At 68.6% G+C, this 11,784-nt stretch carries 12 protein-coding genes and 4 pseudogenes; 7 read left to right on the forward strand and 9 right to left on the reverse strand.

Annotated features, from left to right (window positions below; genetic code table 11):
• Positions 1-194 precede the first annotated feature (194 nt).
• From ACIQTP_RS42275 to ACIQTP_RS42285, 3 genes are read right to left on the reverse strand one after another with little or no spacing between them, the layout of a single operon-like run.
• A complete protein-coding gene (locus ACIQTP_RS42275) occupies positions 195-527 on the reverse strand; it encodes an STAS domain-containing protein (RefSeq protein WP_403410342.1) in 333 nt (110 codons plus the stop codon).
• Positions 524-1,813 (reverse strand): PP2C family protein-serine/threonine phosphatase, encoded by a 1,290-nt coding sequence (locus ACIQTP_RS42280; RefSeq protein ID WP_403410345.1) that lies wholly within the window; start codon positions 1,811-1,813, stop codon positions 524-526. Before ACIQTP_RS42280 ends, ACIQTP_RS42275 begins: the two co-directional genes overlap by 4 nt.
• On the reverse strand, positions 1,813-2,616 hold the full coding sequence (locus ACIQTP_RS42285; protein ID WP_403410348.1) for an alpha/beta fold hydrolase: 804 nt from the start codon (positions 2,614-2,616) through the stop codon (positions 1,813-1,815). The genes ACIQTP_RS42280 and ACIQTP_RS42285 overlap by 1 nt, the downstream gene beginning before the upstream one ends.
• Before the next feature lie 401 nt (positions 2,617-3,017).
• Here ACIQTP_RS42285 and ACIQTP_RS42290 point away from each other — a divergent pair, with 401 nt between their 5' ends.
• Positions 3,018-3,440, forward strand: a complete 423-nt coding sequence (locus ACIQTP_RS42290; protein ID WP_403410351.1) for a transposase — start codon at positions 3,018-3,020, stop codon at positions 3,438-3,440.
• A 196-nt stretch (positions 3,441-3,636) separates the two neighbouring features.
• On the opposite strand, the pseudogene ACIQTP_RS42295 reads toward ACIQTP_RS42290, so the two are convergent.
• Positions 3,637-3,720, reverse strand: a pseudogene (locus ACIQTP_RS42295) (hydrophobic protein); the annotation flags it as partial.
• Between the two features lie 139 nt (positions 3,721-3,859).
• Between ACIQTP_RS42295 and ACIQTP_RS42300 the strand changes: the two are divergent.
• From ACIQTP_RS42300 to ACIQTP_RS42310, 3 genes are all read left to right on the forward strand, one after another.
• Positions 3,860-4,033, forward strand: a complete 174-nt coding sequence (locus tag ACIQTP_RS42300; RefSeq protein ID WP_403410354.1) for a CsbD family protein — start codon at positions 3,860-3,862, stop codon at positions 4,031-4,033.
• A gap of 458 nt (positions 4,034-4,491) precedes the next feature.
• Positions 4,492-5,343: a YihY/virulence factor BrkB family protein gene (locus tag ACIQTP_RS42305; protein ID WP_403410357.1), complete on the forward strand. Its 852-nt coding sequence runs from the start codon at positions 4,492-4,494 to the stop codon at positions 5,341-5,343.
• Positions 5,344-5,535: 192 nt separating this feature from the next.
• Entirely contained in the window at positions 5,536-5,712 is a 177-nt protein-coding gene (locus ACIQTP_RS42310; protein WP_403410360.1) for a hypothetical protein, read from the forward strand.
• Between the two features lie 75 nt (positions 5,713-5,787).
• Here ACIQTP_RS42310 and ACIQTP_RS42315 read toward each other — a convergent pair whose 3' ends face one another.
• The 3 genes and pseudogenes from ACIQTP_RS42315 to ACIQTP_RS42325 all read right to left on the reverse strand — a co-directional run.
• Entirely contained in the window at positions 5,788-6,627 is an 840-nt protein-coding gene (locus ACIQTP_RS42315) for an RNA polymerase sigma factor SigF (RefSeq protein ID WP_403410378.1), read from the reverse strand.
• 332 nt (positions 6,628-6,959) lie between these two features.
• Positions 6,960-7,491 (reverse strand): annotated as a pseudogene (locus ACIQTP_RS42320) (glutamate synthase-related protein); the annotation flags it as partial.
• A 61-nt stretch (positions 7,492-7,552) separates the two neighbouring features.
• Positions 7,553-7,753: pseudogene (locus ACIQTP_RS42325) on the reverse strand (STAS domain-containing protein); the annotation flags it as partial.
• A 237-nt stretch (positions 7,754-7,990) separates the two neighbouring features.
• Between ACIQTP_RS42325 and dps the strand changes: the two are divergent.
• Positions 7,991-8,554: a DNA starvation/stationary phase protection protein Dps gene (dps, locus tag ACIQTP_RS42330; protein ID WP_403410363.1), complete on the forward strand. Its 564-nt coding sequence runs from the start codon at positions 7,991-7,993 to the stop codon at positions 8,552-8,554.
• Positions 8,555-9,066: 512 nt separating this feature from the next.
• Here the strand turns inward: dps and ACIQTP_RS42335 are convergent.
• Positions 9,067-9,459: a Gfo/Idh/MocA family oxidoreductase gene (locus ACIQTP_RS42335; RefSeq protein ID WP_403410366.1), complete on the reverse strand. Its 393-nt coding sequence runs from the start codon at positions 9,457-9,459 to the stop codon at positions 9,067-9,069.
• Positions 9,460-9,843: 384 nt separating this feature from the next.
• Here ACIQTP_RS42335 and ACIQTP_RS42340 point away from each other — a divergent pair, with 384 nt between their 5' ends.
• Together ACIQTP_RS42340 and ACIQTP_RS42345 are read left to right on the forward strand one after the other, a co-directional pair.
• Positions 9,844-10,719 (forward strand): aldo/keto reductase, encoded by an 876-nt coding sequence (locus tag ACIQTP_RS42340; protein WP_403410369.1) that lies wholly within the window; start codon positions 9,844-9,846, stop codon positions 10,717-10,719.
• A gap of 197 nt (positions 10,720-10,916) precedes the next feature.
• Positions 10,917-11,183: a hypothetical protein gene (locus tag ACIQTP_RS42345; RefSeq protein WP_403410381.1), complete on the forward strand. Its 267-nt coding sequence runs from the start codon at positions 10,917-10,919 to the stop codon at positions 11,181-11,183.
• A 20-nt stretch (positions 11,184-11,203) separates the two neighbouring features.
• Here ACIQTP_RS42345 and ACIQTP_RS42350 read toward each other — a convergent pair.
• Positions 11,204-11,628: pseudogene (locus ACIQTP_RS42350) on the reverse strand (type III effector protein); the annotation flags it as partial.
• Positions 11,629-11,784: the final 156 nt, after the last annotated feature.

An 11,784-nucleotide genomic window follows, 5' to 3' on the forward strand; every position in this document is an offset into this window, starting at 1 on the left:
TTCGCCGTCCCACGGCCGGCGAAGAGCCATCCGACCTGTGTGATCTTCACGCCACAGCGAGCCCGTCGTGCTGCTGCGCGGGGCGTGGACGAGGAAGGCGCGCAATGCCTGCCGGGCGTCCGCCGCGCGGATCGTACCAACACAGGCATGACCATTTCGTCGGTATGGGGCTCGTGAGTGGGCGTTCCGGCGGGTCAGGGCTGGGTGGCGGCGTCGGGGTGAAGGGGGAAGATCTGGTCCAGGCCGACGATGCGCAGAACGCGCAGCGTTTGAGCGGGGACGGCGGCGAGTGCGATGTCGGCCTGGGCGGCCTGGGCGTGGTTGCGAGCTGCGATCAGGGCGGTGAGGCCGCTGGAGTCGCAGAACTCCATACCCCCCAGGTCCAGGACGAGGCGCTGGCCTGGTTGGAGGGTGAGCGTGGTGAGCAGGTCCCGCACGTCGGTGGCGGTGGTGTAGTCGAGGTCGCCGATGATCTCCAGAACGGGACCGGTCGTTGCGTCTCGGGTGGTGATCTTCAGCGGGCTCATTCGGGGTTTGTCGTCCTAGGGTCGGGGGTGGGAACGCCGAGGGCGAGCAGGGCGGTGTCGTCGTCGAGGCCGTCGCCGAAGTCGTCCAGCAGACCGGTCAGGGCCTGGATCAAGGCATGAGGGGACTTGCCGGCGTGGCCCGCGGTGAAGGCCCGAAGGGCTTCGTCCCCGTACAGGGAGGTGCGGTCCTCTCCGGTACGGGCTTCAGTGAGACCGTCCGTGTAGAGCAGGAGGGCGTCGCCGGGAACGAGGATGGTGGTGGCGGTGGCGAAGCGCGCGGAGGGCAGGACGCCGACGAGGAGACCGCCGGGGGTGGGCAGGAAGTCGGCCGTGCCGTCGGCCCGCAGGATCAGCGCCGACGGGTGGCCGCCCGAGGCGATGCGGACGGTGACCTGACCGGTCGAGGGGTCGAGATCGAGAGTGCCGAAGACGGCGGTGCAGAAGCGCGGGTCCCCGCTGCCGGCGTACCGCTCGTGGAGCACGCTGTTGAGGGTCGACAGCGCGGAGACGGGGTCGGGGTCGTGCAGGGCGGCGGCGCGCAGGGTGTAGCGGGTCAGTGAGGTGAGAGCGGCGGCCTGAGGGCCCTTGCCGCACACGTCGCCGAGGAAGAAGGCGAAGCGTTTGCCGTCGATGGGGAAGACGTCGTAGAAGTCGCCGCCGAGCCGGTCGGGGGAGGCGGTGTGATAGTGGGCGGCCGTCTCCACTCCGGGTACCGGCGGCAGCGTGGTGGGGACCAGCGACTGCTGGAGCGCGGCGAGGGCGTCCTGGAGCCTGGCGCGGTCAGCCTCCGCCTGTTTGCGCGCTTCTTCGGCTGCTTTCCGGCCGCGCAGGAGTTCTTCCTCGTAGGCGCGGCGGTCCCGGGCGTCGAAGAGGGTGGTGCGGATCAGCAGGGGCTCGCCGGTGCTGCCGTGCTTGACCACGGAGGAGACCAGCACCGGTATCCGGGCCCCGCCGGCCTGCTTCATCTCCAGTGCGATGCCGCCGATCTCGCCCTGCATGCGCAGCAGTGGCGCGAAGTGCGTCTCGTGGTAAAGCTTGCCGCCCACGGTCAGCAGGTCGGTGAACCGCATCCGGCCCACCACCGCTTCCCTCTTCACGCCGAGCCAGCCCAGCAGCGTGGTGTTGATCTTCGCGATGGTGCCGTCCATCAGCGTGGAAAGATACCCGCACGGGGCGCTCTCGTAGAGCTCCTCGGCGCTGTCCTCCAGCAGCCCGGCGAACACCGCATCCGATGTTTTCCCGTCGTCTGCGTCCTGCGGGTCGGGCGCCTGCCCGGTGCGGCACATCACCGCAGGCTCGCCAGGAAACCGGTGATCGCTTCGTTGGTGGCTTCGGGCGCGGACAGATGCGGGCAGTGCCCGGTCGCGTCGAGTGTAACCAGCTTGGAGCCGGGGATCGCCTGGTGGACGAAGGCGCCGACCTCCCGGGGGGCGATGACGTCCTGGGTGCACTCAAGCACCAGCGTCGGCACCCTCACCCCCTTCAGGTCGTCCCGCGAATCCGACAGGAACGTGGTCCGGGCGAAGACGCGCGCCATGTCCGGGTCGGTGGCGCAGAAGCTGTTCGTCAATTCTTCACCGAGCTCGGGCCGGTCCGTGTTCCCCATGATCGCCGGTGCCATCGCCGCCGACCAGCCCAGATAGTTCGACTCCAGCGATTCCAGCAGCTCGTCGATGTCCTGCGCGCTGAACCCGCCCCGGTAACCCTCGTCGTCGATGTATCGCGGAGACGGAGCGACCATCACCAGCGCCCCGATACGCTCCGGAGCCATCCCGGCGGCCAGTACTCCGATCATGGCGCTGACCGAGTGCCCCACGAACGCCGCATCGCGCAGGTCGAGCGCTTCGCACACCTCCGCCACGTCCCGGGCGTACCCGTCCAGAGAGGCGTAACGATCCTCCGAGAACGCGGACGGATCCGAGCGGCCCGAACCCACGTAGTCGAACAACACCACCTGGTAGTCCTCGGCCAGAGCGGGCACCGTCAGCCGCCACATGTTCTGATCACAGCCGAACCCGTGAGCCAGCACCACCGTCCGCCCCTGCGGGTTGCCGGTGACAGTGACGTTGTTCCTGCGATCGATATCCATACCCACCACTCTCTCAGGCTCCGCTCACCACTCCGGAACGGCCCCGAATCACTCCAGGCCCCACCCGATGCCTTCACAGCGGGCCAGCAGATCGAGACGGCCCTCATCCCGGCCCGATGAACGTCACCCACGCCGACGCCATCGAAGGAGCGAAGGACAAGGCCCCAGCTCTGCCTGAAGTGACCGCGGTCTAGACGGCGGCATCGGTGTCGTCTGCTCGTGGACGCCTCCACGACTTGGCCCGGCCGCCGCCACGCCGGCCAAGGTGGCGGACCACGCCGGCTTCTCCGACGCCTTCGCCCTCAGCGCTGAGGTTCCCCCAAGATGCGGAGGATGCTGCCAGATGGTCACAAGGTTCCATGAGAGGAACATCGACCCTGGCTGCCCCCAGGAAGTAATCGTTGGAGTTGCGCGAGCGTACGGTGCGGATGTGCGACCTCCGACCCGAAGCCCAGATCAAGGGTCTGGCCATCGAGCTCGGTGTCGATCCTGAGGCCCTGCGCGGCTGGATCCGGCAGGCCGAGGCCTATGCCGATGCCGACGAGCGTGACGACCGGCTGACCACGGACGAACGCGCCGAACTCGCCGCGCTGCAATGCCGCAACGCGCCAAGCAAGCCGCAGTCACCCCGACCCGGCGCTTCTTGTGAGCCGACTGGTCCCCTGGCACAAAGGGTGAACCACAGGCGACCGCGCGTGTGCGCGACGGCACCCTGTACCCCGCGGTCCGGCAGACCGATCGCCATCCCGTCGGCAAGCGAAAGCCGCCGCTCACTCACCGGGACGGTTCCAGGACCGGCCGATCGGGCAGCGGGGGCGCGCTGACAGGGGCGGTCGTGGCGATGGTTCACGGCCCCACGGCACCTCTGTGCATGGGCGGCGTTGAGGTGGGGGCGCATGCAAGAAGCCGGCCTCGGGGACACGAGCCTGGTCCCGCATGGGTGTAGTCAGGGCCGCGACGGATCATCTCGGCCGTGGCCGTCCTTCTGCCCGGCCGCGCCGACAGCGGCCACTGCGTCCGGGCGACCCACCAGAGGATCTTGACGGCGAAGCCGGCACCGATGAGAAGCAGTGCAAGAAGCAGAACAAGCAGCAAGGGAACCATATTTATCAACCTCCTGCACCGTCTTCAGCCCTGCAATTCCGCCCTCATTCTCCGACGGCGCTTCGTTTGCGAAGGGAACGCCGGGGCACAAGCGGGTTACCGCGAAAGCGGCACACGACCTATCAGGAGGTGCTCTTCCATGACTGCCGGCGAGAAGGCCAAGGCAAAGATCGAGCAGGCCAAGGGCACGGCCAAGGAAGCTGTGGGAAGAGCCATCGGGAACGACCGCATGGCCGCTGAGGGGCAGGCAGAAAAGACCACGGGTGATGCCCGTGAGGCCAAGGAAAAGGCCAAGGACGCGTTCAAGCACTGACCGTGCCTTCTCCATCGAGAAGTCGAAAAGGGGCCTGCCCGACGTGATTCCGGGAAGGCCCCTTTTCGAGGGCGTCACCGAGGGCCAGACACGCAAACCCTGTATTCCGCCTCGACTGCCTCACCCGCCACCATGCGGACGTCTTCCCGTCCGGAGCCGTCATCCAGGTCGCCGTCAGGCCGGCGCCCCCAAGTCCCCGGCGGACGCGGGAACGGGCCGACGGCTCTGTTTACCGCGCGGTGACTGACAGCGGCGAGGGGCCGTGGCCCTCGTGTCCGTCCGCCGGCCAGAGCGGCGGCTCGGAACGCGTGCCGGGCATGCCTACATCCAGCCCGTCGCCGCCGGAGTGCCTCGGGCAGCAGGCACTTGGCGCTGTAACCTGACACGCGCGGCGGGGTGGTGTCGCACCGTAGTGCTGGATGAGGCGGCCCGAGCAGCGAGGTGAGAGCATCCGCGTCATGGATGATGCAGACGGTCACCCGGCTCGGTGGTGGGCGGCACTGCGCCGGACGCCGGTGGCGATCTGGAACGACGACGTCACGGACTGGGCCGCCGCACTGACCTATTACGCGGTCTTGGCCCTGTTCCCCTTGGCGCTGGTGATCCTCTCGATCCTGGGTCTGGCCATGCCCACGGCCAAGCCGGAGGTCATCGACCGCGTGTCGCAGGCCGCCCCGGTCGCGTCCCGCGCTCTGCTACGCAGCACCCTGCGGCAGATGGCCGGACAGTCGTCGGCCGCATGGACGCTGATCTTCCTCGGAGGGTCGGGAGCCCTGTGGTCGGGGTCCAGCTATCTGAGCGTCTTCCGCCGGGCGTTGCACGGTATGCACCGGGTGAGCGCGCACCGGCCGGTGTGGCGCACCGCTCCGCGCATCATCGCCACGGCCCTCGTCCTGATCTCGCTGCTTCTCACGTCAACCCTCGCGCTGCTTCTCACCGGCAGCCTGGTGCGGCGTCTGGGCCGGGCGCTGAATCTGGGTACCGCGCCGCAGGCCGCCTGGGACACACTGCGGTGGCCGGTCGTGGCCGTGGTCGCCGTCGCCCTGGTGCTCGTCCTGTACCGTTCGGGCCCGGCGCCTTCCCGCCCCGTCGGGAAGATGGCGCCCGGCGGCGCATTGGCGGTGGTGCTCCTGTTGGCCGTCTCGCTCGGATTCGCGGTCTACACCTCTCGTGTCAGCGCCTATCACCGTCTGTACGGTTCGCTGGCAGGCGTCGTGGTCTTCCTGATCTGGCTATGGCTGTCCAACCTGGCCCTTCTGGTAGGCGCTCAGTTCAACGCAGAGCTGGCGAAGCCTGTGCAAGGGGAATGAGCCAGCGGTACGGCACGCACGCCGACACCCGCAGGAACCGTGAACGGGCCGCTCGGTTCACCTCTGACGGCTGTGACGACGCCTGTCCGTCGGCCGCGTGGGCAGTCGCGGCCTCCGGCATCGCGCGGTGGGCCGGGTCACGGGCCGGGGTCGGTGGTAGGGGCGCCGTGTCTGTCATCGGTCCGTGCCCGCGTGAGGGCAGCTGATTCGCCTGAGCGCGGGGCGATTGCCGAGCTGGAGCGACTGCTGCCGTCGTGGCCGGGGAAGATCTTCGTGCAGGTACGACTCGCATTCGCCGACGACATCGATCTGCGGACCGCACCACGCAGCCGCGAGGCCCTGCCCAACCGACAGGACCTCGCGGTGTGAAGTACTACACGCCTGGCATCTCCACCGCTCTGCGGGGACACCGGGGTGCCGTCCGGGTGCCGGACGGCACGACCGTCAGGCGGTGCTGAGCATGCCTTCGCGCAGGCCGCCCAGGAGGCGGGAGATCAGCCGGGAGACGTGCATCTGGGAGACGCCGAGACGCTCGCCGATCTGGGCCTGGGTGAGTTCCTCCACGAACCGCCAGTGGATGATCTTGCGCTCGCGTTCGTCGAGTTCGGCGATCATCGGGGCGAGTGCGTGGAAGTCCTCGATCAGGCCGAGGGCGGCGTCCTCGTCGCCGATGAAGTCCGCCAGCGCGGCCTCGCCGTCCTCGCTGGCGTTGATCGCCGCGTCCAGGGAGGCCGACTTGTAGCCGTTGGAGGCCAGCTGTGCCTCGACGACCTCGTCCTCGGGCAGGCTCATCAGCTCGGCGAGCTCTTTGGTGGTCGGTGTCCGGCCCAGTCGGCTGCGCAGTTCCTCGTTGGCGCGGGCGAGTTGGACGCGGGCTTCCTGGAGCCGGCGCGGGACGTGCACGGCCCAGGAGGTGTCGCGGAAGAACCGCTTGATCTCGCCGACGATGTAGGGGATGGCGAAGGAGGTGAACTCGACCTCCCGGGACAGCTCGAACCTGTCGATCGCCTTGATCAGTCCGATCATGCCGACCTGAACGATGTCCTCCATCTCCTCCGACCCCCGGCTGCGGAACCGGCCGGCCGCGTAGCGGACCAGGGACATGTTCATCTCGATCAGCGTGTTGCGCGCGTCCTGATACTCGGGCGTGCCCTCCTCCAGCACCGCCAACTGGTCGAAGAACAGCTTCGACAGCCCCCGCGCGTCCTTCGGCGCGACCTTCGAAGGATCCGCGATCTCCGGAACGTCCACCGTCTGCCCAGCGGTCTGCACAGTCGTCGCCATCATGCGCCCCTCCCAGTCGATCGGCCTCGTCGTCGCCGGTCCATCGTCCGGCAAGCACGCGCCTACCCCGGCCGCCGACCGGCATGCCTCGAGCTTCTGTCAGTCCCCGCTCGGCTCTACGTGGCTGCGTACGATTTCCTTCACCTTGCCCACCGCGAAACCCCAGCCCTGCTCCACGATCGGCTGGCCGGAACGGCGATCTCGTCGGGGTTGGTGACGAGGTGGTCAGTTCCCGTTCGCGGCCACGTCCCTGAAGAGGGCGTCGTTGCCGACGTCCTGCGAGTAGTCGCTGCCGAGTTCGGCGAGCGGCACCCGGCCGGCGAGCAGGCTTGCTCGCGCGGGGGCGAGAAGCCCCGGTGGTACGGCGTGAGACGACTGTCCGCCCCTCGCGCACGTCCCTGACCCAGGCGATCTCGGCGTTCTCCTTGGCTCCCGGCAGAGCACCGCCGATGCCGGACTTGGCTCCCCGCGAGAGCTTCAGGGACACGCACTTCACGTCGTCGTGTGCGACGTTGTCGGCGAACTCGGCAGGGTCGAAGCCGCCGTCACGCGTACGGCAGCCGAAGTATCCGGTACCGATCTCCCAGACCAGGTCACAGCCTGGCCGCAGGTGGTACTCCGACAGGCCGCCTTCCCGGTGTCATGCGCGAAACCCCCGGCCGCGGCAGCCGTTGAGAGCGAGAATCGCGTTGGCCGACAGCGATCCGACACTCATCGCCGAGACGTCCAGCAGTGCCATGCCGTACGGCTGCCTGTAGTCCGGGCCGCCGATCCGCACCCTCGGCGGGTTCCTCGGCACCGGCACGGCGCCATCGACGGGACCAGGAACTCGTAACCGGACTGGTACGCGTCCCGTTGGGTGCCACACGATACGCGAGGATCCCTCGTGCTCCCGGATTCGCTCGGTGATCGCCACGACCGCTCCGAGTGCTGTCGAGTCGAGAAACGGCACGAACCACAGGTGCACAACGAAGTGCCGGTGTCCGTACCTGATCAGAGCGGCCACCGCTTCGCGGAGCCGGGAGGGGGTGTTCACATCTATTTCGCCGTCTACCGGTACGGTCCAGCCGTTCACCACGTGGTACGTGACGGCGATGCGCTCAGTACGAAAGATGTTCGTGCGCATGGCCACCCTCTCTCCACGCTGGGGCAGGGGCGCCTGCTCCTCCTCAAGGCTCCGGTAGGACGACCGCGAGCTCTGAGGACGCCAGGGCTGCGGGGCGGCGGACAGCGAGACCGGCTCAAGTGAATGCTCGGGCTCACCCCGGCCCGGCGTCCCCGGTTCGACCAGGTCTGATCTGGGCGAACCGGGGCAACCGTCCTTGTGCAGCTACGCACCCGCTTTCGAAAACCGAGGTGAGCCATGACGCAGGACCTGACCCCGAAGTACACGGTGCCCGGCATCGAGCGCGAAGCGGCCGGCCGGTTGATCGGCCTGCTCCGGCTTCGGCTGCACGCGCTCAATGATCTCCACCTGACTCTCAAGCACGTGCACTGGAACGTGGTCGGGCCGCACTTCATCGCTGTCCACGAGATGATCGACCCTCAAGTGGACCGGGTCCGTGGGATGGCCGACGACCTGGCGGAGCGCGTCGCCGCGCTCGGCGGCATCGCGCAGGGAACACCGGGAGCGCTCGTCGCCGAACGCACCTGGGACGACTACTCCATCGGCCGGGCCGACGCAATCGCCCATCTGGGCGCGCTCGACCTCGTCTACACGGGAGTGATCGAAAGCGTCCGTTCCGCGATCAAGGAGGCGGGCGACATCGACACCGCCACCGAGGACCTGCTCATCGAGCAGCTGCGCGACCTGGAGCAGTTCCAGTGGTTCGTACGTGCCCACCTGGAGAGTACGGGCGGCACGCTCGCCACGGGGCAGGCCCGGACGGAGGAGGAAGCCGCGGCAAAGGGAGCCGAGCTGAGCTGAGCGGCCCCATACCGCCGACCGGCGGGCCGGGGGGGGGGGCGGGCCGGCCGCCCCCCCGCCCACGGCCGCGCCGGCCCCCCCCGCCCGCCGCCCCGCCGGCGGAGGAAGCCGCGGCACTGGCCGCCGCGCGGCCCTGCGCGGCCCCTGCCCGCCGACCTCTGCGGGAACACGGCATCAGCCCCAGCGAGTACCCCATGCTCGAGACCCGAGCGGCAACCTGACGTCCGACTCAGCGCGGACGTGGGACTGAACCGAGGTGTCGACCGTCAGCAGACCAGCAATCCGCCCTGCCCGACGCCCCATCAGGGCAAGCGTCACATGAGCGTCGCAGTGACTTCCGCCCATCCATGCGGACCTCTCGGGCGACGTAGCGTTTGAGGCGTCGGACGATTTCGCGTCGGGTCTTGCCCTCCTTGATGCGGCGTTCGTAGTAGTCCAGGGTGCGCGGGTCGAAGCGCAGGCCAGGTCGTGTCCGCAATGTGCTCCCGAAGCTGACGGACACGCCCGCGCGGTCACTGCGCTACTACGAGGCACAGGGGCTGATCGAACCGCGGCGCCTTTCGCTGGAGGCCGAGGACGTGCCGTACGCCCTTCGCTTCGGCCAAGGAGAGCAGTTCCTCCGAGTCCGAGGTGCGGGTGGTGAGCGGCCACTCGCTGTAGACGTCCTTTCCGGCCTCGATGGCGGCCTTCACGAGCGGCACGCGCTCCGGCATCGGTGTCAGCACCGCCACAAGGTCGACGTCGGGTCCTCGACGAGTCCGTAGGGGCCGCTTTCTCCACCGACTCCTTGCGGCGCGCCGAAACGGCGACCACGTCGAACTCCGGGAGCGTCCGCAACGCCGGGATGTGCCCGTAACTGGCCCAGTCGCCGGCCCCGATGATCCCGACCCGGATTGCCTGCTCACTCATGCTCCGCTCCTTCACGTCCGGTTCATCCGACCCCCGTGGGCGCTCCGTCCTGGGAGGCTGGGGAAGGCGTGCCGACGGGCTGCGAGGATGCTCACGCACGGCAGCTGGTCGAACCCGCGCCCCCGGCTTCCGCCTCTGACTCAGTCGCGTGCTCGGGGTGTCGTACTTACGTCGCGGCCTTAGGGTCAAACATTGACACCCAACGAAGGTCAAACGGGAAGCCGCACATCCCACAGAGATGCAGGTCAGCCGATCCGGCTTGACCTTGACATATATGTCAACCATTCATCGTGGCCGCATGGCACAGGTCAGGTCATCGTGCCCCGGCCACGAGCGGCACGCGACCTGGCCGGATATCTGATCCGAAGGGACCACCCCCCATGAGCAAGACAACGGACACCCGCCCCGCAGCCGCCTCCGGCACCTTCCGCCTCGGCGGCGACCTCGAGATCAACCGCCTCGGCTACGGCACGATGCAGCTCACCGGCAAGGGCGTCTGGGGCGAGCCGAAGGACCACGACGAAGCCGTCCGTGTGCTCAAGCGCGCCGTCGAGCTCGGCGTGAACTTCTTCGACACCGCGGACAGCTACGGCCCCGACGTCGCCGAGCCCCTCCTGCGCGAGGCCCTGCACCCCTACGCCGACGACATCGTCATCGCGACGAAGGCCGGCCTCACCCGCCAGGGCCCCGACCTGTGGACACCCGTCGGCCGCCCCGCCTACCTCCGCCAGCAGGCCGAGCTGAGCCTGCGCCGCCTCGGCGTCGACCGCATCGACCTGTTCCAGCTCCACCGCATCGACCCCGACACCCCGCTCGAAGACCAGATCGGCGAACTGAAGAAGCTCCAGGACGAGGGCAAGATCCGCCACATCGGCCTCAGCGAGGTCACCGTGGCGGAGGTCAAGGCCGCCCAGAAGATCGCGCCGATCGTCTCGGTCCAGAACCTCTACAACCTCACCAACCGCTCCTCGGAAGAACTGCTCGACTGGTCGACCGAGCAGGGCATCGGCTTCATCCCCTGGTTCCCGCTTGCCACCGGCCAGCTCACCGGCGAAGGCGGCCCGCTCACCGAACTCGCCAAGCAGCACGGCGCCACACCGTCACAGCTCGCCCTCGCCTGGCTCCTGAACCGTTCCCCGGTCATGCTCCCGATCCCGGGGACGTCGAGCGTCGCGCACCTGGAGGACAATATCGCCGGCGCGACCATCGAGCTCACCGACGCCGAGTTCGAGGCGCTGTCGAAGGCCGGATCCTAGTCAGAGCTTGTCCCATAACTGATCTTGAGGTCGACAAGGCCGCGGTCAGCGGGGCGAGATTGTGCAGGCGTGCGATGCCCGGCATGGATATTTTCCGTTTCCGAAGCGGGGAGTTCATCTCCTCGGCGTCGACGGCGCGGCATCAGGTCGGCTGCACAATCTCACCGCCCGCCTCACCGCAGGTCAGCGGCAGATCAATGCACGACATGGGCGTCCGCAGCGAACACGCCCACCTCGCCGGCATGGCATCCATCGGTCTCGGCGTCGCCGCCTGGGCAACCTCACTCGAAGTCGAGCCCGGCCTCGGCCTCGACCGCGCCGACCGGTGGGGGCTCTTCGTCGGCGAATGGGCGCCCACCTTCTTCGGCCTCGGCCTCGCCCTCTCCCACTACGAACAGCAGGACGGCACCCTCAACGCCCCCGTCCACGAAATCCGCGAACAGCAGCAGAAGAAGGTCGGCTGACGACACGCGACTGCTCGTCCTCGTCTCGGTTCGGCGGCGTTGGTCCGGGCCCAGGCGGTGATGGTGCGGTCGGCGGCGCGGCGGTCGCGGGTGGCTTGTACGCGTTTTTCGCCGGTGTTGCCGGGTGTGCCGGGGCGTACGCGCAGGTAGCGGCGTTCGGCGGCCTGGCGGCTGGCGACGCCCAGGGGGTGGGCGAGGTCCGCCCAACTGGAGCCCGCGGCCCGGGCTGCCTCGATCAGTCCAGGTTCCCATCCCGCGAGTTGGTCGCGCAGTTCACGCAGCAGGAGGAGTGCGGCCAGGGCCCGGTCCGCACCGGCTTGTCCGTCCTGCGGGTGCGCTCCGGTCTGGGGGGCTGGGCGGTGCGGACGGCTTCGTTGATCGTGTTCAGCGCTGCCGCGGCAGCGAGGAACGAGGTGGGGTCACGGGGCTCGGAGGAGGCGTTCATGGAGACCCTCCCGGACTGTCACCCTTTGGACGACGCTTCACTTGTCATCGTTTGGATGACGTGTTACAACGGTGGCAGACGAAGCGCATTGGCAGTTCCTGCCAGACCTGTGGAGGTGTATTCGCGATGTTGATGCGCACCGACCCGTTCCGCGAA

Origin of the sequence: Streptomyces sp. NPDC090798, from assembly GCF_044768965.1 — a bacterium.
Classification (GTDB): Bacteria; Actinomycetota; Actinomycetes; order Streptomycetales; family Streptomycetaceae; genus Streptomyces.